Genomic DNA, 24,942 nt, shown 5'->3' with positions numbered 1-24,942 from the left:
GGGGGCCTCGCACCCGCTGGGACGGGCGCTGCCGCGGCCTCGATTGCCAACCGAGCCCCGAGCATCGACCAAATGGGAGTTCGAGCTTTCATCTTCTCATTTTTCCGGGTGCCCGGCCCATCCGCTACCACAGAATCTCGCCGCGGGCTCAGTGGCTGCGTACCGGCAATGCAGCGCAACGCCGAGCGGGAGTTCTCGCATTCGTCCGCCGGGCGAGTAGAGTGATCGGCATGGGAGAGAATTGCATGCAGCGTCGCAGCCTGATGACCGCCCTTGGCGCCGTGCTGGCGGCGAGCGTCGCGCGGGGCGCCTTCGCTCAGGATGCGACCAAGCCCTCCTTCACGCCCGAGCAACTCGACCAGATGCTGGCACCAATCGCCCTCTATCCCGATGCGGTCCTGGCCCAGACGCTGATGGCCGCCAGCTATCCTCTCGAGGTCGTCGAGGCGGCGCGCTGGGCGAAGGCCAATCCGTCGCTGAAGGGCGATGCAGCCGTCGCCGCCGTCAAGGACAAGAGCTGGGACGTCAGCGTGAAATCGTTGACCGCGTTTCCCCAGATCCTCGCGCAGCTCAGCGACAATCTCGATTGGATGCAGAAGGTGGGCGACGCCATGATCGCCCAGGAACAGGACGTTGCCGATTCGATCCAACGCCTGCGCGCCCGGGCCGCCGACGCCGGCAACCTGCAGAGTGGCAAAGAACAGACGGTGACCGCTCAAGGCTCGGGAAGCGACCGCACGATCGTGATCGCGCCGACCAACCCCGAAGTCATCTATGTGCCGGCCTACAACCCCAACACCGTCTACGGAACCTGGCCCTATCCCGCCTATCCGCCGACCTACTATCCGCCGCCGCCGGGCTACGGCTACGGGTCGGCCCTTCTCCGGGGCCTGATGTTCGGCGTGGGCATCGCAGCGGCCGGCGCGATCTTCGGCGGCTGGAACTGGGGCCGTGGCAACAGCTACGTGAACGTGAACGTCAACCGGGCCGTCAACATCGACCGCAACTTCAACGTCGCGAACATCAACAACGGCCGCTGGCAGCACGAACCGGTCCACCGCAAGGGCGTGGCCTATCGCGATCCGGCAACGCGCCAACGCTTCAACCAGACGCGCCCCGGCGCCGAGCAGCGCCAGGAATTCCGCGGCCGCCTCGAGAACCGTCCGGCAACCGGACAGGCGAACGCACGCCCGAACCTGCCGAACGCGGGCGGCCAGCATGCCAACCTGCCCAATCGAGCCGGTGGTGGAGCGGCCCAGCGACCCAACGTCACCAATCGGGCCGCCAGCGGGCAGCATCCCAACTTTCAGAACAATGCCGGCGCGCCCCGCGGCGGCGGCGCTATCCGCGGCGTCGACAACGGACAACGCACCAACCGCGAGGCCGCGCGCGGGCGCGCCCAGCAGTCGCGCGCGGCCACACACACCAGCGGCGGAGGCGCGCGCGGTGGCGGGGGCGGTGCCGGTGCGGCACGAGCCGGCGGCGGCGAGCGCGGAGGACGGCGATGAACATCCCGATGCTCAAGCGGATTTCCTGCATACTGATCCTCGCCCTTTGCCTGGCGGGCAGCGTCACCACGGTTGGTTTCGCGCAAGGAGCCAAACCCCAGGGCTTCCCGACCGCCGAAGCGGCCGCGAACGCCCTTACAGAGGCGATCCGGCGCGACGACGGCAAGGCCGTGAGCACCATCCTCGGCACGGATTGGCGCGACCTGGTGCTGGGCCGCCCGGAAGACGAAGACCGGTTGCGGGAAAGGTTTCTCCAGGCCTGGGATGCGAGCCACAAGGTCGTGGTCGACGGCGACAGAGCCACGATCGAGGCGGGCACGACGGGCTGGACCAGCCCCATTCCCGTCATCCGCGACGGCGACCTGTGGCGCTTCGACATCGAGGCGGGCCGAAAGGAGATCACGGCGCGCCGCATTGGGCGCAACGAACTGTCGGTGATCCAGAGCCTGCTGGCCTTGGTCGACGCCGAGCATGAATACGCCGCCCTCGATCCGATGAAGGTTGGCGTCCCCGTCTATGCGCGCCGGCTCCTCAGTTCACCGGGCAAGAAGGACGGTCTCTACTGGGATGCGGGGCCGGGTGAGCCCGAGAGCCCGATCGGTCCGGCTCTGGCCACTGCCCAGGCGCAGGGACAGGGCGGCACGGAGGACGGCTACTACGGCTATCGCTTCCGGCTTCTCTATTCGCAGGGCCCCGATGCGCCCGGCGGCGCCTACGACTATCTCGTCAAGGACCGGATGATCGGCGGTTTCGCGATTCTCGCCTGGCCGATCCGCTACGACGACACCGGCGTGATGACCTTCATGGTCAACCAGGACGGCGTCGTCTACGAGCAGGATCTCGGCCCGGATACCACGGCTAAGGCGGCAGCGATCACCAGTTTCAATCCCGGCAAGGGCTGGGAGAAAGCCGACACAACGCCGCCGTGACGGCACGCCAAGGCAAGCCGCGATATCGCCCTAGCCCGGCCAGGGCAGCGACCAGGTCTTCACGTTGGTGAAGCTCTTCATAGCCTCGAGCACGCCTTCCTTGTAGCCCAGACCCGAGTCCTTGATGCCGCCAAACGGCGACATCTCGATGCGGTAGCCCGGCACTTCCCAGACGTTCACCGTGCCGACCTGCAGCTCGTCGACGAACTTAGTGATGTAGTCGAGACGATCCGTGCAGACGCCCGACGACAGGCCATAGGCCGTGCTGTTGGAGACCTGGATGGCGTGGTTGATGTCCTTCACGCGGATGATCGGGATCGCCGGGCCGAACGTCTCCTCGCGCACCAGCTCGGCCTGCGGGTCGACATGATCCACCACCGTGGGCGGGAAGAGTGCACCCTGGCGGTCGTTGCCGTGCAGAAGTTTCGCCCCATGCTTGGCAACCGCCTCGCTGACGCGGTTCTGGAAGAGCGTGGCGGCGCGCTCGTGGATCACGGTGCCGACATCGGTCTCCGGATCGAGCGGATCGCCGGCCTTCAGCTTCTTCGCCTTGGCGAGCACCCGCTCCACGAAGGCATCGGCCACCTTATCGACGACCAGGATGCGCTTCACGGCGGTGCAGCGCTGGCCCGAGTTCTTGGTGGCACCGGCGACGGCCAGCTCGGCCGCCTTGTCGAGGTCGGCATCCTCCATGACGATCAGCGGGTCGTTGCCGCCCAGCTCCAGGACGATGCGCTTGTAGCCCGCCTTCTCCGCGATGTACTTGCCGACCCGGACGGAGCCCGTGAAGGTCACGAGATCGGCGCGCGGGTCGACGATCATGGCGTCGCCGATGTCGGAGGGATTGCCGGTGATCACCGAAAGCATCTCCGGCGGCAGGCCGGCTTCGTAGAGCGTGTCGGCCAGGAACAGCGCCGTGAGCGGCGTCAGCTCGGTGGGCTTCAGCACGACACAGTTGTTGGTCGCAAAGGCCGGCGCCAACTTGTGCGCCACCATGTTCAGCGGATGGTTGAACGGCGTGATCGCCGAGATGGCATTCAGCGGCTGGCGCAGGGTGAATATCTTGCGCGACTTGCCGTGCGGGGTGAGGTCGCAGGAGAAAGTCTGCCCGTCGTCCAGCATGCAGAGCTGGCCCGCGAAGGTGAAGACATCGTAGGCGCGGCCGACCTCGTAAGCTGAGTCCTTCAGGCAGAGGCCCGACTCCAGCGTGATCAGGCGCGACAGCTCTTCCTTGCGGGAAACCAGCAGGTCCGCGGTCTTGAGCAGGATCTGTTGGCGCTGATAGCGGGTCAGCTTCGGCTTGTAGTCATGGGCGATCTGGAAGGCCTCGGCCACCAGCTCGGGCGTGGCGCGGGGCACGGTGCCGACCAGGCGATTGTCCCAGGGGAAGCGCACTTCGAGGCGCGCCTTGGTCTCGACCTTCTTCCCGGCGATCCGGAGATACTCATGCCGGACGTCGGAGCCCGCCCGTTCGCTCGAACTTGTGATGGTGTCCATGGAACTCTCTCAGGCGACGAGGTTGAGGGCGAGGTCGAAGGCGTCGAAATTGCGCCAGCGATGCGCACCCGTATCAGGGTTCGCGAGCTTGCGATTGCACAGCAACGGCACCCGCTGCTCGGAGATCCCGCCGTGGCTGCGCAACGGCTCGGTGAGCCCCGAAAGATCGTGCCGCGACGCCGAGGTGCCCAGCACCTTGTGCTGGGTCGAGACGACGATGAGATCGCCCAGGCGATCGGCCGGCAGCTCGAATCGGGCCGCCGCCTCTTCCTTGGTGAGCGCCGCCTCGATACCCGGCATTGCCTTCAGCTTGGCCGCCCACTCCTGTGGCGTGTCGCAATAGACGACGGCGAAGGAGCCCAGCGCGCCGTGATGGACGACATAGGGATCGGTGATCGGCAGGATGACACGGGCCTTGTCCTTGCCCACCCAGCCGTCGAACACGTCCTGCAGATAGATCACGTCCGGCTGGCCGTCGCTGCCGAACTTGGCGTTCATGCCGTGATCCGCCGTGACGACGACGGTGCAGCCCATCGCGTCGAGCTTCCCGAGGTAGCCGTCCATCATGGCGTAGAAGGCATTGGCGACAGGCGTGCCCGGCGCGTGCTTGTGCTGGATGTAGTCGGTCGTCGACAGATACATGATCTCCGGTCGGTCACGCTCCATCAGCTTGACGCCGGCGGCGAAGACGAACTCCGAGAGGCCGGCGCTGTAGACGTCGGGCACGCCCATGCCGACCAGTTCGTTCACATGGTCGATGCCGTTATCGGCCAGCGTCGCCTTGTCGGACTTCTCCGACGAGAAGGAGCAGGCCTTGCCGGCGCCCAGCTCGAGACCCTTGCCCAGCAGACCGCGCAGCTTGTCCTTGGCGGTGACGACGGCGATGCGGCAGCCGGCGCGCTGGAAGGCCGGGAACAGCGTCTCGACCCGCAGGAACTTCGGATCGTTCATCATCACTTCCTTGCCCGTGTCGGGATCGAGGAAGTAGTTGCCGCAGATACCATGGACCGAAGGCGGACGGCCGGTGACGATCGAGAGATTGTTCGGATTGGTAAAGCTCGGCACCACGCAATCACCGACGAGGCTGGTGCCCTCTTTCAGCACTTTGGCAAACCACGGCGCCTGGCCCGCCTCGACGGCGCGCTCGATGTAGCCGGGCTCCGAACCATCGACACAGACCACGACGACGGGCTGCTTGGGCAGGCGGTAGCTACGGCCGTTGACGGAAATGTCGCCGCCGCTGACGTTGATGCTGTCGGGTGCCATGTCCTGTTCCCCTATTCCGCTGCCAGCGCCGGACCGCCGTTTGTGACCCGCATCTCGTCCAACACCTCGCGGACTGCCGCCAGGGCGCCGCGCATATGGTCGGGATAGAGGCGGCCGATACAGCCCATGCGGAACGAATCCGCCACGGTGAGCTTGCCCGGATAGATCACATAGCCGCGGTCCTTCAAACCGTCATAAAAGCGCTGGAAGACGAACTTCGGATCGGTCGGCATGTGGAAGGTGATGATGATCGGCGCCTGCAGGTCGTTCGGCAGCAGGGTCTGGAAACCCATGGCGCGCATGCCGTCGATCAACACCTTCGCATTCTCGCGATAACGCTTGCCGCGGCCCGCGACTCCGCCTTCCGCTGCATGCTCCTCGATGGCCTTGCCCAGCGCCACGATCACGTGGATCGGCGGCGTGAAGCGATACTGGCCGGTCTTGGCGAAGCCCTCGGCCTGGTCGAACAGGTCGAGCACGAGCGTGGTCGCGTTGCCCTTGCATTCGGCCAGCGCGGTGTTCCGGCAGACCACGAAGCCGAGGCCCGGCACGCCTTCGAGGCACTTGTTCGAGGAGGCCGCAAGCGCGTCGTAGTGGACGGTGCGCGCATCGATCTCGATGGCGCCGAAGGCCGACATCGAGTCGACCAGCAGGCGGCGGCCCTGCTTCTTCACCAGCGCCGCGAGCTCCGCGATCGGATTGAGAATACCTGACGTGGTCTCGCAATGGACGGCGAAGACATGGGTGATGGCGGGATCGGCCACGAGCATGGCCTCGAGCTTCGCGAGGTCAGGGGGTGTGTCCTCCGGCGTCTCGTAGGTGGCGACGGCGCGGCCGGCGATCTCGGCGATCTTCCTGGCGCGCTGGCCATAGGCGCCGTTGATCACGACCAGCAGCTTGCCGGACTTCGGCACGAAGCTGGTGATCATCGCCTCGACGGCGAAGGTGCCGGAACCCTGGACCGGCACGGTGACGTGGGTGCCCTGTCCCCCGGCCAGCTCGACGATCTTCTCCAGCACCATCTTGTTGATGCCGATGAAGCCCTGATCGCGGGAACCCCAATCGTGGACCATGGCCTGCTTCACGCTGGCCGAGGTGGTGAGCGGGCCGGGCGTCAGCAGCAGCGGATCGCCGGTTTCGGAGGCGGCAGGCTTTGTGTTCATGGCGGCGGATGATCGGCTCGCGGTGTCTATCCGTCCAGTATATATTCCATATGTTAACTATTGGTTTCCTATATATGACGCCCACGCAGCTCCGTGCCTTCCACCTCGTGGCCGAGGCCGGCTCCTTTTCCGCCGCGGCACGCGCTTCCGGCCTCAGCCAGCCCAATCTCTCGGGCCAGGTCACCGCACTCGAGAAGGCCTATGGCGTGCGCCTGTTCGACCGGCGCGGCCGCAGCGTCACCCCGACCGAAACCGGCCGGCAGCTGCATGGCGTTACGACGCGGCTGTTCGCGCTCCAGGAAGAGGCACAGGCGCTGCTGCAGGGCGAGCGCGCGCTGACGCGCGGGCATCTGCGCATCGCCGCCGATTCGGCGCATCACGTCGTACCGATCATGGCGGCCCTGCGCAAACGGGCGGGCGGGCTCACCTTTGCTTTGTCGATCGACAATTCAGCCGTCGTGCTGGAACGGCTACTGCGCCACGAGGCGGACGTCGCTGTGATGGCCAAGAGCCTGTCCGATCCCCGCCTGCACGCCGTTCGGTTGCGCACCGACCGGCTCGTCCTGTTTGCGCCTGCCGGCCACCCGATGGCGAAGCGCGGCCGCATGCCCCTGTCCGGGCTCAACGACCAGGAGCTGGTGCTGCGCGAACGCGGCTCGATCACACGGGAGGTGCTCGAACAGGCCATGGCGGCGACCGATATCAAGCCCGCGTCGATCGTCGAGGTGCAGACCCGCGAGGGCGTGCGCGAGGCGGTGGCAGCCGGCTTCGGCGTCGGTGCGGTATTTGCGAGCGAACTGGGGGAGGATCGCCGGTTCCGGCGCATCGTGATCGCCGACCATGACCTCGCTGTCGCCGAATATGCCGTCTGCCTTCAGGAGCGTCGGAGGGTCGCGCTCGTTCGTGCATTCATGGATGAGGCGACACGGTTGGCCTCCTGAAGCAGCACGCAGCGTAACAAAACCGTCAAAAAACTTTCATCAATCAAGGACCAGGCGTAGGATTCCGCGATCATGCAAGGCGTCGATACGATCCTGAACGTTCTCGGCAGCGTCTGCCTGCTGCTGTGGGGCGTGCGCATGGTGCGCACCGGGTTGACGCGCGCCTTCGGGGCCACGCTTCGCCGGGCCATCGGCGCCTGTTCGCGCAACCGCTTTTCCGCCTTCGCCGGAGGCGTGGTCCTGACGGGCGTCCTGCAGTCGAGCACGGCGACGGCCCTGCTCCTCGCCTCGTTCGCCGGCCGCGGGCTGATCTCCCTCTCGATCGGTCTCGCCGTGATGCTCGGCGCCAATGTCGGGACGACCCTGACGGCACAGGTCCTCTCCTTCCCGCTGGGCTGGATCTCGCCGTTGATGATCGCGGCGGGTGTCATCGCCTTCCTCTCGAACAGCTCGGACCAGGCGCGCCATCTGGGCCGCGTCGCGATCGGCCTCGGCCTGATGCTGCTGTCGCTGCACCTGCTGGAAGCCGCCGCCCTGCCGCTGCGCAACGCGCCCGCCTTCGTGGCCGTGCTATCCGGGCTGCAGGACGAGTATGTCATGGCGGTGCTGGTCGCGGCGGCCGCCACCTGGTTCATCCATTCGAGCCTGTCGACGGTGCTGCTGGTCATGTCGTTCGCCGCCAGCGGCATCATCGACCCAAAGCTCGGCATGGCGATGGTGATCGGCGCCAATATCGGCGGCGCGATCGCCCCCTATTTCGACCAGGCCGCCACCGATACCGAAGCGCGGCGCCTGCCGCTCGGCAACCTCATCACGCGCGTGATCGTCGGCGTGGCTCTGCTGCCGTTCCTCGGCCCGCTTCACCAGTGGCTTCTGGTGCTCGATCCGGCGCCCGGTCGGCTGCTGGTGAATTTCCACACGGCCTTCAGTGTGGTGGCGGCGATCGTCTTCCTGCCGCTGATCGATCCCGTGGCCGCCCTGTGCCGCCGTCTGGTCCCCGACCGTCCGCAGGCCGACGATCCTGGCAAGCCGCGTAACCTCGACCCCAACGTGCTCGACACGCCGGCCGAGGCGCTGGCCTGCGCCATGCGCGAGACGCTCAATCTCGGCGACAGGGTCGCGGACATGCTGCGCCAGACGATGGACGTGTTCGAGAAGAACGACGCGCGCGCCATGAAGTCGATCGAGGCCGCGGACGATGCCGTCGACAGTCTCTACGAGGCGATCAAGCTCTACCTTATCCAGACCTCACGCACCGAGCTCGGCGAGGAGGACGGCAGGCGCTACGTCGAGATCCTGACCTTCGTCACCAACCTCGAACATGCCGGCGACATCATCGACAAGAACCTGATGGAACTGGCTGCCAAGAAGATCAGGAACCGCTATTCCTTCTCAGCCGAGGGCACGGCGGAGCTGCGCGCCTTCCATGCCCGCGTGCTCGACAATCTCAGGCTGGCGATGAACGTGTTCACGACCCGCGACATCACCCTGGCGCGCCGCCTGGTGGCCGAGAAGGCGGCGATCCGCGAGGCCGAGGCGCACGCCGCCGACAGCCACTATGCCCGCCTACGCGAGGGACGCCCCGAGTCGATCGAGACCAGCTCCATCCACATGGACGTGATCCGCGACCTCAAGCGCATCAACGGCCACCTGACGACGGTGGCCTATCCGATCCTCGAAGCCGCCGGCGAGCTGGCCGAGACACGCCTCAAGACAACCGCGACGGAGACGGCGGGCCACGCCGCGCCGTCGCTCTGAGCATCCGGACGGCCTCTACTTCTTCGGATCGGCCTTGGTGTCGTAGCGCTTGGACCATTCGGCGAGGATGCGCTCGCGGTTGGCGGCCGCCCAGGCGAAGTCGTTCACCATCAGCAAATCGGCGAGGTTCGGGGGCAGGTTCTTGACCGGCTTCGAGAATTCCGGCCGGGCCGCGACCGCGCGGGTCTCGGCATACATCTGCATCGCCGCGTCCGAGGCCGCCCAGTCGGCGAGCTTCTTCGCCGCCTCGAGATGTGGTGCGCCCTTCACGACGGCGAAGGCGTTCATCTCCCAGCCCAGGCCCTTCTCCGGAAACACGATCGCGACTGGCGCACCCTGCGCCAGCTCGCGGGCAGCGCGGATGTCGAAGGCGATGCCGACCACCGCCTCGCCGCGCGCCGCCAGCGTCGCCGGCTGGGAGCCCGAATGGGTGTAGCGCCAGATGTTTTCGTGCAGGCCATCCATGAACTTCCAGCCCTCTTCCTCGCCAAAGGCCTGAAGCCACGCCGAGACGTCCAGGAAGCCGGTCCCGGACGACAACGGATGGGGCATCACGATCTTGCCCTTGTAGACGGGCTTGGTGAGGTCGGCCCACGTTTCGGGCTTCGGGATGCCGAGCTTCCTGGCCTCGGCCTCGTTGAACACTATGGCGGCCACCCAGGCCGAATTGCCGAACCAACGCGGCGGGTTGGCGGGATCGCGGAACTTGGCGGGGATCCTGGCCAGCCCGGGCGGCGCGTAGGGCAGCAGCACGTCGGCCTCGGCCAATTGCCCGAGGCTCGAGGCCGCAACGCCCCAGACGGCATCGGCGCGCGGGTTGGCCTTTTCGGCGAGCAGTCGGGCAGTCAGCACACCGTTGGCATCGTGCACCCAGCGGATGGTGATGCCCGGCAGGTCCTTCTCGGCGCGCGCCTTGTAGGGCGCAAGATCCTCGCGCTCGTAGGAGGTGTAGACGACAACTTCCTGAGCCCGTGCGACGCCCGACAGTGCGAGCACCGTCGTCGCGAGAACCACCAGCAGACGCATGCCCCACACTCCCCTTTATCTTGCCGGCACCTAGAGCTTGATGCGCGCACCCCCCGGATCGTACGGCGCCCGCAGCGACACCTTCGCCGCAAGCCTCGTCCCGGCCAGGTCGACCTCGAACCGGCCACCCTCGAGCCAGGCCGCATCGATCGCCGCGCCATCGCCACGCTTCACGTAACCGAGTCCGACCGAAGCGCCGAGTGTATGGCCGTAACCGGCCGAAGTGAGATCGCCCACCGGCTTGCCGTCGCGCAGCAGGGCCTCGCCGCCCCACAGGAGCGGCTCGCGATCCTCCAGCACCACGGAAACGAGCCGTCTCACGAGGGGCTTGCCCTTGGCTTCGAGAAGCGCCGTCTGGCCGATGAAGCCACCCGGCTTGTCGAGCTTGACGGCCCAGCCGAGGCCCGCCTGGAACGGCGTGTCGTCGGGGGTCAGCTCGCGGCCCCAGGCGCGGTAGCCCTTCTCCAGCCGCAGCGTCTCGACGGCATAGTAACCGGCATCGCGCAGACCGAACTCGGCACCCGCCTCGTGCAGCGTCTCGAAGACCGTGACGGTGAACTCGACGGGGACATAGAGCTCCCAGCCCAGCTCGCCCATGTATGTACGGCGCGAGGCCAGCACCGTGGCGTAGCCGACGCCGATCTCCCGGATGGTCGCGAAGGGAAAGCCCTCGTTCGAGAGGTCGGCCTTGCTCACCTTTTGCAGCAACTCGCGGCTTCGTGGTCCCATGATGGACAGGACCGTCCAGCCCGACGTCACGTCGGTCAGTACCGCATTGGCGTCGGCCGGCATGTGGCGGCCCAGCCAGTCCATGTCGCGCATCGGCTGGGCCGAGCCGGTGATGACCAGGAACTTGTCGCGGGCCAACCGCGCGATGGTGAGGTCGCTTTCGAACGTACCGCGTTCGTTCAGCACGCCGGTATAGACCGTGCGTCCGACGGGCACGGCGACGTCGTTGGCACAAAGTCGCTGCAGCACGGCCTCTGCGTCACGCCCCTGCACCAGCAGCTTGCCGAAAGAGGTCTCGTCGGTGACCGTGACGCCTTCGCGCGTGGCGCGATGCTCCGCTGCGACCGCGTCGAACCACCCGCCGCGGCCCCAACCGTACTGCATCTCGGGCGTCTTTCCGGCGCCCGCGAACCAGTTGGGCCGCTCCCAGCCCATCTTGTTGCCGAACCACGCGCCGCGCGCCTTGAGACGGTCGTAGAGCGGCGAGCGGCGGAACGGCCGGCCGCTCTCCTGCTCGCGCTGCGGCCACGGCATCTTGTAGTGCAGGCCGAGCGTCTCGGCGACGCGGCTCCGCAGCCACGAATCGTTGCCATGGAAGCCCGCGAAGCGCCTGATATCGACCGGCCAGAGATCCATGGTCGGCTCGCCGGCGACGATCCATTCGGCCAGCGCCATGCCGGCGCCGCCGGAGCTGGCGATGCCCATCGAATTGAACCCGGCGCCGACATAGAAACCGCGCAGCTGCGGCGCCTCGCCCAGGATGTAGTTCAGGTCGGGCGTGAAGCTCTCCGGCCCGTTCATGAACGTCTTGATGCCGGTCTTCTCCAGCGACGGCACGCGGATCAGCGCGTTGTCCATCAGGATCTGGAACTGGTCCCAGTCGTCCGGCAGCATGCCGAATTCGAAATCGTCGGGAATGACGTCCTTGTTCCAGGGCTTGGCCTCGGGTTCGAAGCCGCCCATCAGCAGGCCACCCACTTCCTCCTTGAAGTAGATGTAGCCGTCGGGATCGCGCATGACCGGCAGGTCGCGCGGCACGTTCTCCATCTTCTCCGTGACGATATACATGTGCTCGCAGGAATAGAGCGGCACCGTCACGCCGACCATGCGCCCGAGCTGGCGCGCCCACTGGCCACCGCAGTTGACGACGATCTCGGCCTTGATCGGTCCCTCGGTCGTCTGCACGCCGGTGACGCGCGGCCCGGAAGGTCCATCCTCGGTATCGACCGAGACGACCCTCGTCTTCTCGAAGATGCGGACGCCGCCGTTGCGCGCGCCCTTGGCCAGCGCCTGGGTGATGTCGGCCGGATTGGCCTTGCCGTCGCCCGGCAGCCAAACCGCGCCCACCAGATCGTCGGTGCGCATGATCGGATACTTGTCGCCGGCCTGGGCGGGCGTCAGCGGCTCGCAGACGACACCCTGCGCGTTCGCCATCGCGGCGGACCGGCGCAGCAGCGTCATGCGCTCCTCGGTGCGCGCCACGGTGAGCGAGCCGCACTGTTTCCAGCCGGTGGCGAGACCTGTCTCGGCCTCGAGCTTCGAATAGAGCTCGGTGCTGTAGCGGATGAGCCGCGTCAGGTTCTGATAGCTGCGCAGCTGGCCCACGAGGCCCGCCGCATGCCACGTCGTGCCGCCGCTCAGGCGCCCCTGCTCGAGCAGGACGACGTCCTTCCAGCCGTGCTTCGCCAGATGATAGGCGGTCGAGCAGCCCATGATGCCGCCGCCGATGATGACGACGCGGGCCTGGGTGGGAAATCCAGCCATCACAGCCTCCCGGCGACCGCCGCCTCGTACATGCGGCGCATTTCCGGCACGCCCGCCTTGACGGGATTGCCGCCAGCCGTGGGATCGACCGCCGCCATCTCCGCGAAACGGTCGAGATGCTCGGTCTTCACGCCAAGCTCGGCCAGCGTATGGGGGATGCCGACCTCACGACGCAGGTCGAGCGTCCACTGCATGAAGCCATCGAAGGTGGGCGTGCGCAGGTCGAGCCAGCGCGCGAGGCGCACGATCTTCTCCTCGATGGCGGCACGATTGAAGTGCACCACGTAGGGCATGGCCACGGCGTTGGTCAGTCCGTGATGCGTGTCGAGCACCGCCCCCACCGGATGCGACAGCGAATGGATGGCACCCAATCCCTTCTGGAAGGCCGTCGAGCCCATCTGGGAGGCCGCCAGCATGTGCCCGCGGGCCTCGATGTCACGGCCGTCCCTGACCGCCCGCGCGAGGTTCTCCTTCACAAGTCGCATGCCCTCGACGGCAATGCCTTCGGCGTAGGGATGGTACCCCGGCGCACAATAGGCCTCGAAGCAATGGATGAACGCATCCATGCCGGTGCCGGCGGTGAGCTTCGCAGGCAGGCCCACCGTCAACTCGGGATCGGCGATGACCAGTTGCGGCATCATCTTCGGATGGAAGATCACCTTCTTGGTATGCGTCTCGGCATTGGTGATCACCGAGGCCCGGCCGGTTTCCGAGCCCGTGCCGGCCGTCGTCGGCACCGCGATCGACGGATAGATGCCGGCCGGATTGGCCCGCGTGTACCAGTCGCCGATGTCCTCGAAATCCCAGAGCGGCCGCGTCTGCCCCGCCATGAAGGCGACAGCCTTGCCGGCATCGATGCCCGAGCCGCCGCCCCAGGCGATGACCCCGTCATGCTTGCCCGCGCGCAACACGCGCACGCCGGCGTCGACGTTCGCGGCCACCGGATTGGGCTTCACGTCGCTGAACACCGCGACCTCGATCCCGGCCTTGCGCAGCGCGAGGGTCGCCTCGGCGATCATGGGAAGCTTCGCGAGGCCCGGATCCGTGACCAGCAGCGGCCGCTTCAGCCCCACGGCCCTGCACGCGTCGGGAAGTTCGCGAATCCGGCCTGCGCCGAAACGGATGGAGGTCGGGAAGTTCCAGTTGCCGACCAGAGGCGTTGCGGGAGGCATCAGATGATTTCCATGTAGCGGTCGAGTTCCCAGTCCGTGATGGCCTTGCGGAACTCCCGTTCTTCCCATTCGCGCGTTGCGGAATAATGATCGACGAAAGCGTCACCGAAGAGATCGCGGGCGGGCTTCGAGGCCTTGAGCCGCCCTGCCGCCTCCATCAGCGTCCGGGGTAACTGCAACTTCGCCGGATGCTTCTTCTCGTAGGAATTGCCGGTGACCGGCTCGCCGGGATCGATATCGTTCTCGATGCCCCAGAGGCCCGAGCCGATGGCGGCAGCGATTGCGAGGTAGGGATTGGCGTCGGCGGCGGCCACGCGATACTCGACCCGCGTCGACTTGGCCGAGCCCGGAATGACCCGCAGCGACGTGGTGCGGTTCTCGACGCCCCAGGTCGAGGCGGTCGGCGCCCAGAAGCCCGGGATCAGGCGGCGATAGGAATTCACATTCGAGGCGACCATGCCCAGCAGTTCGGGCATCAGGGCGGCCTGGCCACCGACGAACTGGCGCATGGTCTTGCTCATGCGATGCGGCGCCTTCTCGTCGAAGAAGACGGGTTTGCCGCCCTTCCACAGCGACATGTGCATGTGACCGCCGCAGCCCGGCCAGTCCTTCGACCACTTGGCCATGAAGGTGGCAAGCCAGCCGCGCTTCTGCGCGAGCACCTTGGTGAAGATCTTGAACAGCGCCGCCTTGTCGGTCGCCGCCAGCGCGTCGTCGACCCGCAGCGCAGCCTCCAGCACGCCCGCGCCGGTTTCCGTGTGCAGGCCCTCGATGCCCATGTCCATCGCCTCGCACATCGCGAGCAGGTCGCGGTACCAGTCTGACAGGACCGAGTTGCGGAGCATCGAATAACCGAAGAAGCCGGGCGAGATCGGCTTGAGATTGCGATAGCCCTTCTCGCGAATCGACTCGGGCGTCTCGGCAAACACGAAGAACTCGTACTCGAAGCCGACCTTGACCTCGAAGCCGAGCTTCTTCGCCCGCGCCAGGACCCGGCGCAGCGTTCCGCGCGGGCAGATCTCCTCGGCCTTGTCGGCGAACTCGCAGAGGAACATGAGGTTGCCCGGCTCTGTCGCGATCTCGCGGCAGGTTTCCGGCAGGATGCGGACGGTGGCGTCGGGATATCCCGAGTGCCAACCCGTGTAGGTGACGTTGTCGTAGAGCTGGTCGTTCATGTCCCAGCCCAGCACCACGTCGCAGAAGCCGAAGCCCCCCTCGAGCGCGGACCGGAACTTGTCGACGTGGATGTATTTGCCGCGAAGGATACCGTCGATGTCGTGGACGCCCACTTTCACGTGGGTGAGGCCACGCTGTTTGACGATCTTCAGCGCATCGGCCGCCGTCCTGACCTGCCGCGGTTCCATTCAGTTCCCCTCGTTGCCCCTAGGGGCAGACTAGCTGCTGAGGTAGCGCGGAAGCCAGAGGGCAATGTCGGGAAATATCGCGATGACCATGGTGAACAGCACCATGATCGCGAGATAGGGCAAGGTCACGCGCGCGATGTATCCGAGCCCGTCTTCCGTAAGGCCCTGGATCACGAAGAGGTTGAAGCCGACCGGCGGCGTGATCTGCGCCATTTCCACGACCAGCACCAGGAAGACGCCAAACCAGATCGGATCGAAGCCGGCCGCCTTCACGATCGGCATGACGATCGGCAAGGTCATCACGATCATGCTGAACCCGTCGAGGAAGCAGCCGAGGATCAGGTAGAAGATGATCAGCGCGACGATCAGCATGAACGACGACAGGCCGAGGCTCTTCACGAACTCCGCGACCGCCGCCGGGATACCGAGGAAGGCCGCGGCGCTGCCGAGGATCGAGGCGCCCAGAACGATCAGCGCGATCATGGCACAGGTCTGCACCGAGCCGACGGCAATTGCCTTGAGGGCCGCCTTCGACAGTTCTCGCTGGACTCCCGCCACCGCGAGCGCCCCCAGGACACCGACGGCCGCGGCCTCCGAGGGCGTAGCCAGCCCACCGTACATGGAGCCGAGCACGCACAGGATCAGGAACACCGCCGGTCCCAGCTCGCGGATCGAGGTCAGGAATTCGGCGGCGGTCGCGACACGCACCTTGCGCTCGTTCGCCGGGATCAGCTCGGGCTTCAGCGCCGTATGCAGCATGATCCAGCCCATGAAGCAGCCGGCCAGCAGGAAGCCCGGAATGAAGCCCGCGGTGAAGAGCTTGGCGATCGAGACGTCTCCCAGCACACCGTAGATGATCATGATGTTGGAGGGCGGGATCAGGAAGCCGAGCGTGCCGGCGCCCGCCAGCGAGCCCACGGCCACGTCCTTCGAATAGCCGCGCTTCAGGAGCTCCGATAGCGAGATGCGGCCCACGACCTGGGTCGTCGCGGCGGAAGAGCCCGAGATCGCGGCGAAAATGGTGCAGCCGATGACGTTTACGTGCAGCAGCCGTCCCGGCAGCAACGCGGCCCACGGCGAGAGGCCGCGAAACAGCGTTTGCGACAGGCGTGTCCGGAACAGGATCTCGCCCATGATGATGAACAGCGGCAGGGCCAGCAGTTCCTGCGTCGTGAGGATGTTCCAGGTGTACTGCGCCAGCAGCTTGTCGAGCGGGATGTCGCGGAAGACCGCCAGAAGGACGGTGCCGGTTACGGCGAGTGTCCAGCCGATCCACAGGCCACCCGCCAGGAAGGCGAACAGCACGACGAACATTGTAATGACGATTTCGAGCATCGCAGCTAACTCACGCCCCAGGCCATTCGACGATCATTCGGCGACCGAGCCAGCTCGCATGTTCACGTCCTCGAGCGGCAGCCCGAACAGGGCCTGGAAGAAGCGCGCGACGAACTGCATCACCAGAAGACAAATGCCGAAGGTCACGAGGGCCTGCGGAATCCAGAGCGGCGTGGCGCTGGAAATCGACACCTGGTCCGAGGTGAAGCTGCGCCACGTGAAGTTCACCATCGCCACAGCGAGATAACCCGAGAAGGCGACGCCCAGCGCGGCCAGCACCGTCTCGAGCCAGCGCCGCACCTGCGGCGACACCCGCGCCACGACCAGCGTGACGCGGATATGGCCGCCTGCCCGCAGCGTCATGGCGGCGCCGAAGGTGAACGCCGCGGCCATCAGGTAGGAGCTGTATTCCCAGGCGACCGGAATATCCGACGGCACCCACGGAAAGATATCCGACAGCGCACGCAGCAGCACTTCTCCGAGCATCAGGCAGGTGAGCGCCACCAGGCAGGCAGCGCCCAGCCAGCCGTCAAGACGGCCCAGCATGTCGATCCCGTCGAGGAAGGCGCGCAGCGGCTGCGGCGCGCCCGCGTTGGGATTGGGACCGTGGCCGCTCACCCGCGCTTCATCTCGGCGAGATAGGCCTTGATCGGCTTTTCCGCCGCCGGAACGCGCTTGTAGAACTCGGCGATCATCGGCGCCGTCTTCTTCTGCAGCTCGGCCGTCATCGCCGCCGACGGGATCACGAGCTGCATGCCGCCCGCGATCAGTTTGGCATTGCTGTCCTTGTCGGCCTGCAGAGAGGACTGCCAGAACTCGGGCTCCAGCTTCTTCGCCAGGTCGACGATGATCTTCTGGTTGGCCGGCGAGATCTTCTTCCAGGTGTCGTTGTTGATCGTGACGATCTCCGACGACCAGGCATGATTGGTCTGATGGAAGAACTTCAGGAACTCCCAGAACTTGCCGTCGACGGCCGACACCGACGAGGTCGACACGCCGGAAACCGCACCGGACGACAGCGCCGCGATGGTCTCACCCCACGGGATCAGCGCCGGCGCCATGCCGATGGCGCTGCACATCTCCTGGGCGTTCTTGTCGGGCACGCGGATCTTGATGCCCTTGAGCGCGTCGAGCGATTCCGCCTTGACCTTGAGATGCAGGTACTGCGTGGGCCACGGCACCGTGTAGAGCATCGTCTGGTTGTTCTTCTGCAGCACCTTCTCGAACTCGGGCCGGATGTACTTGTGAAGCACCTTCAGCTCTTCGATGTTGTTCGAGATGAAGGGGATCCCTTCGACGCCGAAGATCGGCTCGTCGCCGATCTGCTGGATGTTGAGAATGTCGGCCATCGGCACGAGCCCGTCGCGCACGGCGCGCATCTGCTCAGGGCCCTTGAAGCCGAGCTGCCCGCCCGCCTTGACGTCGATGTCGACGGCGCCGTTGGTCTCCTTCTTCACCTCCTCGGCAAAGCGCTTGACGTTGACCGTGTGGAAGTTGCCGTCCGGCCAGACCGTCGCCAGCGGCAGCTTGAGGGGCGCCTGGCCCATCACCACGGCCGGCGCGCCGACCATCGCCATCGCACCGACACCCATACCCGCCTTCAAGGCATTCCTGCGTCCCAGCTTCATCTCAGCCCCCATTGTCTTAACGTTGACAGTTTTCCCCGTATCCAGCCTCCGGCCTACTCCGCGGCCTGCGATGGCTTGAACTCATAGACCTTCTCGGCCGTTTCCGGCGTGATCAGGCCGTCGGCCAGGTCGTTGGCGACCTGCGTGCGATCGCGATCCCGCGGCGCCCCGATTCCGGCGCCACCCGGCGTAAGCACCATCAGCCGCTCGCCGGGCGGGATCAGCTGGAAGCCCTTGCCCTTCAGCGGCTGGCCGGACTTGAGCGCCACGACGCCCGCCTCGCCGTCGCCGCCGCCATCGCGGCCGCGCGCCGGATAGTCGATGCGGTCGAAGGCGGCGAGCAGGTCGAACGGCTCGTCGATGCCGCTTTCGATTTCCATGATCTGGCCGAGTCCGCCGCGGGTGCGGCCGGCACCGCCCGAGTCGGGACGGAATTCCTTGCGCCAGAAGATCAGCGGCGTCTGCGTCTCGGCGATCTCGACCGGCGTGCCACGCACACCGCTCGGATAGGCGGTGGCCGACAGCCCGTCCTTGTCCGGGCGGGCACCGGTGCCGCCGTTGGAAGTGATGGCCATGCCGAAGCCGTAGTTGCCGCCCTCGCCGCCCTTCACGCGGCCACGCACGTTGATGTTCCACAGGCAGGAGGTACCTTCAGCCGGCACACGCTCCGGCACGACCTGACGCAGGCAGCCGAAGGTCACGTCGGGCAGCATCTGGCCGATCACGTGGCGCGAGGCGACCGCCGTCGGCTTGGGCGCATTCAGGATGCAGCCCTCCGGCGCCGACACAGTGAGCGGCTCAAGCGATCCGGCATTGTTCGGGATATGGGTGGAGACCACACAGCCCAGGCCGAATACCGTGTAGGCTGTCGTGTAGGCATGCGGCACATTGATGCCGCGACGCGAGACGCCGGTGGTGCCGGTGAAATCGACATGGATGCCCGTGTCGGAAATGGTGAGCGCCGCCTTCAGCGTCACCGGCTCGTCGTACCCGTCGACCGTCATGCTGTTGTGCCAGGTGCCCTTGGGCAGCTTGGCGATCTCGGCCAGCACCGCCTCGCGCGAGCGGGCGATGACGTGGTCTCCCAGTTCGTCGAGCGTGTCGATGCCGAACTCGTCCATCATTTCGACGAGGCGTCGGGCGCCGACGTCGTTGCAGGCGGCGAGGGAGTAGACGTCGCCTTCCGTGTCGACCGGCTGGCGCGTATTGGCGCGGATCATCGCCATCAGCGTCTCGTTGGCCTTGCCCTGGTCGAACAGCTTGAGCATGGGGATGTAGAGCCCCTCCATGAACACGTCCGTCGCGTCGGGACCGAAGCCGATGCCGCCGATGTCCATGAGATGGCTGGTGCAGGAGAACAGCGCCACCAGATTGCCGTTGCGGAAGCACGGCGTGGTGATGACGAAGTCGTTGAGATGGCCGGTACCCATCCACGGGTCGTTGGTGATGTAGGCGTCGCCCGGCTTCATCGTCTCGACCGGGAAATAGCGCAGGAAGTGCTTCACCGATTCGGCCATCGAGTTCACATGGCCGGGCGTGCCGGTAACGGCCTGGGCCAGCATGCGGCCGTGCAGGTCGAAGACGCCGGCGGACAGGTCGCCGCATTCGCGCACGATCGGGCTGAAGGCAGTGCGCATCAGGGTCTGCGCCTGCTCCTCGACCACGGCGATCAGCCGGTTCCACATGATCTGGAGGTCGATCAGGCCGACGCTGTTGGACTGGCTCATGGGTTGCTCCTCACGCGTCCTTGCGGTCCATGACGATACAGCCGGACGCATCGATGTGCGCGGCAAAACTGGCAGAGATGTAGGTCGAAGTCTCGTCCTCGGCCACGATCGCCGGGCCGGCGAAGACGCTGCCGGGCGGCAGCTTTTCGCGCCGGTAGACCGGCACGTCGGCGGTCTTGCCGCTGCGGCCGTCGAACACGGGACGCCGGCCGACCGGCTGCGGCGCCGGGGCGCTTCCCGCCTTGCCCTGCATTTCAGGCTGCTTGGCCTCCGTCGAGACCTGGACCGACCAACTCAGTATCTCGATGGCTGCGTTGGGGATATGGCGCTCGAACAGCACGCCGTAGTCGCGCTCGTAGGCCTCGCGCAGGGCGTCGGTATCGCCCGCGGTCAGCGGGCGCTGCGGCAGGGTCACCATGATCTCGTGGCCCTGGCCGACATAGCGCATGAAGGCGACCCGGCGCTCGAAGGTCGGCAGGCCGCGGGCGCCCGGCGCCACCAGCGCCGTCGCCTCCCGGCTCATCTCGTCGAGCAGCTGGCTGGCCGCCGCCGCGTCGAATGCGTCGAGGCGCATGTAGCGGCTGCGCACCAGTTCGAACGAGACGGGTGCGGCCAGGAAGCCCACCGCCGAACCCACGCCGGCATTGGGCGGCACGATCACGCGCTGGACGCCGATCTTCTCGGCCACCCGCGCGGCATGGAGGGGCGCGCCGCCGCCGAAGGCGATCAGCGTGTACTGGTTGACGACGGAGCCGCGCTCGACCGCGTGCACACGCGCTGCACTCGCCATGTTCTCAGACACCATCTCGTAGACGGCATAGGCACCCATCTCGGTGGAGAGTCCGATGCCCTCGGCCACGTCGCGCTCGATGGCGCCGCGCGCCGCATCGATGTCGAGCGCGATCGACCCGCCCGCGAAGTGCGCGGGGTCGATCGTGCCCAGCACGACGTTGGCGTCGGTCACGGCGGGATGCCGGCCGCCGCGTCCGTAGCAGGCCGGGCCGGGCTCGGCGCCTGCGCTCTCGGGCCCGACCGTGACACGCTTCAGAGCATCCAGCCGGGCGATCGACCCGCCGCCCGCGCCGATCTCGACCATCTCGATCACGGGGATGCGCACCGGCAGGCCGGAGCCCTTCAGGAAGCGCGCCGCGCGGTCGACCTCGAACAGCCGCGCCGTATGCGGCTGGTAGTCGTCGATCAGGCAGATCTTCGCCGTGGTGCCCCCCATGTCATAGGAGAGCGCGCGCTTCTCGCCGGCGCGCGCCGCCACTCCTGCAGCAAAAATCGCGCCTCCGGCCGGGCCAGACTCGACCAGTCGTACCGGAAAACGCCGCGCCGTCTCGATGGCGGTGAGACCGCCGCCCGAGGTCACGAGATAGATCGTGCCGCCGAACTTCTCGACGGCCAGCGCCGCCTGCATGCGCGCGAGATAGGAGTCCATAAGCGGCTGGACGTAGGCATTCGCGACGGCCGTGGAGGTACGCTCGTATTCGCGAACCTCGGGACAGACTTCGCTCGACAAGGTCACCCAGAGATCGGGCAACTCGGCCTTCAGGATCTCGCGCACCCGCCGCTCGTGCGTAGGATTCACGTAGGAGTGCATGAAGGACACGGCGACGCTCTCGATGCCGTCGGCCTTGAGCCTCCCGGCAAGCGCCTGCACCGCCCCTTCGTCGAGAGCCAACCGGACCTTTCCGTGGACATCCATGCGTTCAGGGATGGTGAAGCGCAGGGCGCGCGGCACCAGAGGCTTGGGCTTCTCGATCGAAAGGTCGTACTGGTCGTAGCGGCTCTCGTTGGCGATATCGAGAACGTCGCGAAAGCCCTCGGTCGCGATCAAGGCAGTCCGCGCGCCGCGGCGCTCGATGACGGCATTGGTGGCCAGGGTAGTGCCGTGGACGAACACGGTCACGTCGGCAAAACCCTTGCCCGCATCCCGGAGAATGAGACGCATGCCCTCGAGGACCGCCTCCTCGGGGCGCTGCGGCGTCGTCAGCAGCTTGCGTGTAATCCGACGGCTTCCCTCTTCCAACACCACGTCCGTGAACGTGCCGCCGATATCGACGGCAATGCGCAAATCGCTGACCACCTTGCTGCGAACCTCTTTGTCCAGGAAAGCCGGGACGGTAGACCGGGCGTCCCCGCGTTGCAATTCGCAGGCCAGCCCGACTATGGTCCTCACGTGACGGCAGCCGAGAAGACGCTCCGCGCGCAGGTATTCGATCTCCTGCGCCCCAACGACCCAACGCCCGGCTCGCGCCGCTGGCGGACGGCGCACCTGACCATCCTTGGCATCGGCCTGCTCGCCGTGATCCTGCTGTCGATCGACGACATGCTTACCCCCCACCGCTTCGTGCTGCGCGGCGCGATCTGGGGCGTGACGGCGTTCTTTCTCATCGAGTATCTGGCGCGGTTGTGGGTAGCCCCGGAGTGGGCACAGTTCGCGGACATGTCGCCCACCATGGCACGGCTGCGATGGGCGGGAAGTATCCCCGGACTGATCGGCCTGCTGGCCGTCATGCCCGCGGTCATGCTGGCCGGCGGATACAGCATCGTCGGCGCCGATGCCGCCTCGATCTTCTGCATTCTTTGGATCCTGAAGCTCGGCCTGCATGCGCCCGCTTTCGGCACGCTGGCGCGCGTGATCTCCAATGAGCGTGCGCCCATCGCCAGCGTGCTCATCGTGTTCGCGATCCTGTTGATGTCGGCCGCGACCGGCGCGCACATCGCGGAACGCGCGGGTCAGCCGCAGCAGTTCGGCAGCCTGCCCAACGCCATGTGGTGGTCGGTGGTCACCCTGACGACGACCGGCTATGGCGACGTGGTGCCGCTCACGCCCGCCGGCCGGATCATCGGCTCCCTGCTGATGATCAGCGGCATCGCGGTGCTGGCGCTGATGACCGGTGTGCTTGCCACCGGTTTCGCCCAGGAAGAGCGGCGGCGGGAATATCTCCGCGTCTGGGACCAGGTCTCGCGCGTGCCGATATTCACGTCGCTGGGCGTCGTCACGCTCTCGGAAATCGTGGGCAAGCTGCGCACGCGCTACTACCCGGCCCGCGTCACGGTGCTGCGGCGCGGCGATCCCGGCGATTCGATGTTCTTCATCTCCAGTGGCGAGGTGGAGGTCCGCCTGCCGACCGGCGGGACCGTGCGCCTGGGCGAGGGCGCCTTCTTCGGCGAGATGTCGCTCCTCAATCGCCAGCCGCGCGCCGCCTCGATCGCCACGACTGCCCCCACGACCCTGCTGGTCCTCTATGCCAGCGACTTCTACGAGATCGCCTCGCACATTCCGGCCCTGGCCGAGGCGGTCGAGAACGAGGCGCGGCGCCGGCGCGACGAGAACATGGGGCGGCAGTCCGCAAGCTCGCCGCCCGGAGGGGCCACGCCATGATCGAAACCGACCTCCTGGTCGTCGGCTCGGGGGCCGCCGGATTCTCCGCGGCTCTCACGGCCTCCCATGCCGGCCTCGACGTTCTGATGGTCGAGAAGGAGAAGCTGTTCGGTGGGACGACGGCCTACTCGGCGGGTGTCATATGGATTCCCGGCAATCGGCACGGTCGCGCGCTGGGCATCGCCGACTCCAAGGAGGACGCCCTCACCTATCTCCAGCACGAGGCCGGCAACCGCCTGAACCTCGAACTGGCCAATGCGTTCCTCGACAACTGCAATCCTGCGGTCGAGTTCATCGAGAACAACACGCACGTGCGTTACGAGGCCGTGCCGATCTGGGCGGACTATCATCCGACCAAGCCGGGCGCCGCACAGGGGGGCCGCTCGCTGCTGCCGCTGCCCTTCGACGGACGCCGGCTGGGCAAGCGGTTCGGCCAGTTGCGCGCGCCCTTGCGCACGATGATGGCGTTCGGCGGGATGATGCTTGGCCGCAACGACCTGCCTCATGTCTTCAAGATGACGCGCTCGGCGCGGTCGGCGTTGCACGTCGCCGGCATGACGGCGCGTTATGCGGTCGACCGGTTGAACCACGATCGCGGCACGCGCCTCACCAATGGCAACGGGCTGATCGCGGCCCTCGCCCTCTCCGCCGAGGAACGGGGCATCGAGCTGTGGCTCGACAGTCCGGTCGTCGAGCTTTTACAGAGCGACGGCATCGTCACCGGCGCGGTCGTGCGGCGCGAGGGCAAGCCGCAGGAGATCCGCGCGCGCCGCGGCGTGGTGCTGGCCTGCGGCGGCTTCCCGGCCGACGACGAACTGAAGAGCCGCTACTACGGCCACGTCCGGGACGGCCATGCGCATCGCTCGGCGCCGCCGCCGGGCAACCGCGGCGACGGCATCCGGCTCGGCCAGTCGGCCGGCGGCGCGCTGGCCGAGGACGTGGCCTACCCCGCCGCCTGGGTACCGGTCTCGCTGGTGCCGCAGCCCGACGGCCGGACCCTGCCGTTCCCGCACTTCTACGAACGCGGCAAGCCCGGCTATATCGCCGTGGATCCGGGCGGCCGGCGTTTTGCCAACGAATCGGCCTCGTATCACGACTTCGTCCCGGCCATGGTCGAAGCCTGCCGCGGCCGGAACGAGACCAGTTGCTGGCTGCTCTGCGACCACCGGGCCATCCGCCGCTACGGCATGGGCGCCATCGGCCCCGCGCCGCTGCCCCTCGGCCCTCACCTGCGGAGCGGCTACCTGCTGAGTGCAGAGAGCTGGGGCGAGCTGGCCGGCAAGATCGGTGTCGATTCACAAGAGCTGCAAAACACCGTGCGGCACTTCAATGCCAACGCCGCCCGCGGGGAGGATCCCGATTTCGGCAAGGGAACCGACGCCTATCACCGGTTCAACGGCGATCCGACGCATGGGCCCAATCCCTGCCTGGCCCCGCTCGAACGGGGCCCCTTCTACGCCATGAAGCTGATCCCCGGCGACATCGGGACGTTCCTCGGCCTGCGGGTCGATGGCCATGCGCGGGTGCTCGACAGCCAGGGTACCCCCATCCGGGGCCTGTATGCCGCCGGAAACGACATGACCAGCGTCATGGGCGGCACCTATCCGGGCGCCGGTATCACCATTGGCCCCGCCCTCACCTTCGGCTATATCGCGGCCCGGCACGCGGCCGCAGAAGCCGCCCGCTAGGCGCCCCTCAGGCAACGAAAGCTGTCGCAATGTCGCTCATAACGCCCGTTATCCTC

Annotated in this window: 18 protein-coding genes; 6 read left to right on the top strand and 12 right to left on the bottom strand. The window is 66.8% G+C overall.

The window, feature by feature from the left end; translation table 11 throughout:
* Nucleotides 1–245 precede the first annotated feature (245 nt).
* Nucleotides 246–1,508, top strand: coding sequence for a DUF3300 domain-containing protein (locus LJ725_RS27205; RefSeq protein ID WP_230554105.1), 1,263 nt, complete (start codon nt 246–248; stop codon nt 1,506–1,508).
* Nucleotides 1,505–2,437, top strand: coding sequence for a DUF2950 domain-containing protein (locus tag LJ725_RS27200; RefSeq protein WP_230554104.1), 933 nt, complete (start codon nt 1,505–1,507; stop codon nt 2,435–2,437). The genes LJ725_RS27205 and LJ725_RS27200 overlap by 4 nt, the downstream gene beginning before the upstream one ends.
* A gap of 30 nt (nt 2,438–2,467) precedes the next feature.
* Here LJ725_RS27200 and phnY read toward each other — a convergent pair whose 3' ends face one another.
* The 3 genes from phnY to LJ725_RS27185 are packed head-to-tail and all read right to left on the bottom strand — an operon-like array spanning nt 2,468 to nt 6,363.
* Nucleotides 2,468–3,934, bottom strand: coding sequence for a phosphonoacetaldehyde dehydrogenase (gene phnY, locus LJ725_RS27195; protein ID WP_230554103.1), 1,467 nt, complete (start codon nt 3,932–3,934; stop codon nt 2,468–2,470).
* A 9-nt stretch (nt 3,935–3,943) separates the two neighbouring features.
* Nucleotides 3,944–5,200 (bottom strand): phosphonoacetate hydrolase, encoded by a 1,257-nt coding sequence (gene phnA / locus LJ725_RS27190; protein WP_230554102.1) that lies wholly within the window; start codon nt 5,198–5,200, stop codon nt 3,944–3,946.
* A gap of 11 nt (nt 5,201–5,211) precedes the next feature.
* Nucleotides 5,212–6,363 carry a 2-aminoethylphosphonate--pyruvate transaminase gene (locus LJ725_RS27185; RefSeq protein ID WP_230554101.1) on the bottom strand — a complete coding sequence of 384 codons (1,152 nt, stop codon included), beginning with the start codon at nt 6,361–6,363 and terminating at the stop codon, nt 5,212–5,214.
* Nucleotides 6,364–6,437: 74 nt separating this feature from the next.
* On the opposite strand from LJ725_RS27185, the gene LJ725_RS27180 reads away from it, so the two are divergent.
* On the top strand, nt 6,438–7,304 hold the full coding sequence (locus tag LJ725_RS27180) for a LysR substrate-binding domain-containing protein (RefSeq protein WP_230554100.1): 867 nt from the start codon (nt 6,438–6,440) through the stop codon (nt 7,302–7,304).
* Between the two features lie 72 nt (nt 7,305–7,376).
* Complete coding sequence (locus LJ725_RS27175) at nt 7,377–9,062, top strand: Na/Pi cotransporter family protein (RefSeq protein WP_230554099.1); 1,686 nt, start codon at nt 7,377–7,379, stop codon at nt 9,060–9,062.
* 15 nt (nt 9,063–9,077) lie between these two features.
* Here LJ725_RS27175 and LJ725_RS27170 read toward each other — a convergent pair whose 3' ends face one another.
* The 9 genes from LJ725_RS27170 to LJ725_RS27130 are packed head-to-tail and all read right to left on the bottom strand — an operon-like array spanning nt 9,078 to nt 21,896.
* Nucleotides 9,078–10,088: a putative 2-aminoethylphosphonate ABC transporter substrate-binding protein gene (locus LJ725_RS27170; protein WP_230554098.1), complete on the bottom strand. Its 1,011-nt coding sequence runs from the start codon at nt 10,086–10,088 to the stop codon at nt 9,078–9,080.
* Between the two features lie 30 nt (nt 10,089–10,118).
* A complete protein-coding gene (locus tag LJ725_RS27165) occupies nt 10,119–12,581 on the bottom strand; it encodes a GcvT family protein (protein WP_268990897.1) in 2,463 nt (820 codons plus the stop codon).
* Nucleotides 12,581–13,753, bottom strand: coding sequence for an iron-containing alcohol dehydrogenase (locus LJ725_RS27160; protein ID WP_230554096.1), 1,173 nt, complete (start codon nt 13,751–13,753; stop codon nt 12,581–12,583). Before LJ725_RS27160 ends, LJ725_RS27165 begins: the two co-directional genes overlap by 1 nt.
* Nucleotides 13,753–15,117, bottom strand: coding sequence for a glutamine synthetase family protein (locus LJ725_RS27155; RefSeq protein WP_230554095.1), 1,365 nt, complete (start codon nt 15,115–15,117; stop codon nt 13,753–13,755). The genes LJ725_RS27160 and LJ725_RS27155 overlap by 1 nt, the downstream gene beginning before the upstream one ends.
* Before the next feature lie 30 nt (nt 15,118–15,147).
* Complete coding sequence (locus LJ725_RS27150; RefSeq protein ID WP_230554094.1) at nt 15,148–16,452, bottom strand: TRAP transporter large permease; 1,305 nt, start codon at nt 16,450–16,452, stop codon at nt 15,148–15,150.
* A 33-nt stretch (nt 16,453–16,485) separates the two neighbouring features.
* Complete coding sequence (locus tag LJ725_RS27145; RefSeq protein ID WP_230554093.1) at nt 16,486–17,070, bottom strand: TRAP transporter small permease subunit; 585 nt, start codon at nt 17,068–17,070, stop codon at nt 16,486–16,488.
* The gene (locus LJ725_RS27140; protein ID WP_230554092.1) at nt 17,067–18,080 is read right to left on the bottom strand and encodes a TRAP transporter substrate-binding protein; all 1,014 of its coding nucleotides are present in this window, start codon (nt 18,078–18,080) and stop codon (nt 17,067–17,069) included. Before LJ725_RS27140 ends, LJ725_RS27145 begins: the two co-directional genes overlap by 4 nt.
* A gap of 53 nt (nt 18,081–18,133) precedes the next feature.
* On the bottom strand, nt 18,134–19,807 hold the full coding sequence (locus LJ725_RS27135) for a hydantoinase B/oxoprolinase family protein (protein WP_230554091.1): 1,674 nt from the start codon (nt 19,805–19,807) through the stop codon (nt 18,134–18,136).
* A 10-nt stretch (nt 19,808–19,817) separates the two neighbouring features.
* Nucleotides 19,818–21,896: a hydantoinase/oxoprolinase family protein gene (locus LJ725_RS27130; protein WP_230554090.1), complete on the bottom strand. Its 2,079-nt coding sequence runs from the start codon at nt 21,894–21,896 to the stop codon at nt 19,818–19,820.
* Nucleotides 21,897–21,953: 57 nt separating this feature from the next.
* Between LJ725_RS27130 and LJ725_RS27125 the strand changes: the two genes are divergently transcribed.
* Both LJ725_RS27125 and LJ725_RS27120 read left to right on the top strand, forming a co-directional pair.
* The gene (locus tag LJ725_RS27125; protein ID WP_230554089.1) at nt 21,954–23,198 is read left to right on the top strand and encodes a cyclic nucleotide-gated ion channel; all 1,245 of its coding nucleotides are present in this window, start codon (nt 21,954–21,956) and stop codon (nt 23,196–23,198) included.
* Nucleotides 23,195–24,886, top strand: coding sequence for an FAD-dependent oxidoreductase (locus tag LJ725_RS27120; protein WP_230554088.1), 1,692 nt, complete (start codon nt 23,195–23,197; stop codon nt 24,884–24,886). The genes LJ725_RS27125 and LJ725_RS27120 overlap by 4 nt, the downstream gene beginning before the upstream one ends.
* The last annotated feature ends 56 nt before the right edge of the window (nt 24,887–24,942 follow it).

It is taken from the genome of Reyranella aquatilis (genome assembly GCF_020880995.1).
Classification (GTDB): Bacteria; Pseudomonadota; Alphaproteobacteria; order Reyranellales; family Reyranellaceae; genus Reyranella; species Reyranella aquatilis.
The sequence above is the reverse complement of the archived record's forward strand: the minus strand, read 5'-3'. Positions and strand labels throughout refer to the sequence as shown.

What these genes read in the sequence shown, in the direction of transcription:
- LJ725_RS27205 (WP_230554105.1), top strand. Translation starts at nt 246, where the DNA reads ATGCAGCGTCGCAGCCTGATGACCGCCCTTGGCGCCGTGCTGGCGGCG.
- LJ725_RS27200 (WP_230554104.1), top strand. Translation starts at nt 1,505, where the DNA reads ATGAACATCCCGATGCTCAAGCGGATTTCCTGCATACTGATCCTCGCC.
- phnY (WP_230554103.1), bottom strand. Translation starts at nt 3,934, where the DNA reads ATGGACACCATCACAAGTTCGAGCGAACGGGCGGGCTCCGACGTCCGG.
- phnA (WP_230554102.1), bottom strand. Translation starts at nt 5,200, where the DNA reads ATGGCACCCGACAGCATCAACGTCAGCGGCGGCGACATTTCCGTCAAC.
- LJ725_RS27185 (WP_230554101.1), bottom strand. Translation starts at nt 6,363, where the DNA reads ATGAACACAAAGCCTGCCGCCTCCGAAACCGGCGATCCGCTGCTGCTG.
- LJ725_RS27180 (WP_230554100.1), top strand. Translation starts at nt 6,438, where the DNA reads ATGACGCCCACGCAGCTCCGTGCCTTCCACCTCGTGGCCGAGGCCGGC.
- LJ725_RS27175 (WP_230554099.1), top strand. Translation starts at nt 7,377, where the DNA reads ATGCAAGGCGTCGATACGATCCTGAACGTTCTCGGCAGCGTCTGCCTG.
- LJ725_RS27170 (WP_230554098.1), bottom strand. Translation starts at nt 10,088, where the DNA reads ATGCGTCTGCTGGTGGTTCTCGCGACGACGGTGCTCGCACTGTCGGGC.
- LJ725_RS27165 (WP_268990897.1), bottom strand. Translation starts at nt 12,581, where the DNA reads ATGGCTGGATTTCCCACCCAGGCCCGCGTCGTCATCATCGGCGGCGGC.
- LJ725_RS27160 (WP_230554096.1), bottom strand. Translation starts at nt 13,753, where the DNA reads ATGCCTCCCGCAACGCCTCTGGTCGGCAACTGGAACTTCCCGACCTCC.
- LJ725_RS27155 (WP_230554095.1), bottom strand. Translation starts at nt 15,117, where the DNA reads ATGGAACCGCGGCAGGTCAGGACGGCGGCCGATGCGCTGAAGATCGTC.
- LJ725_RS27150 (WP_230554094.1), bottom strand. Translation starts at nt 16,452, where the DNA reads ATGCTCGAAATCGTCATTACAATGTTCGTCGTGCTGTTCGCCTTCCTG.
- LJ725_RS27140 (WP_230554092.1), bottom strand. Translation starts at nt 18,080, where the DNA reads ATGAAGCTGGGACGCAGGAATGCCTTGAAGGCGGGTATGGGTGTCGGT.
- LJ725_RS27135 (WP_230554091.1), bottom strand. Translation starts at nt 19,807, where the DNA reads ATGAGCCAGTCCAACAGCGTCGGCCTGATCGACCTCCAGATCATGTGG.
- LJ725_RS27120 (WP_230554088.1), top strand. Translation starts at nt 23,195, where the DNA reads ATGATCGAAACCGACCTCCTGGTCGTCGGCTCGGGGGCCGCCGGATTC.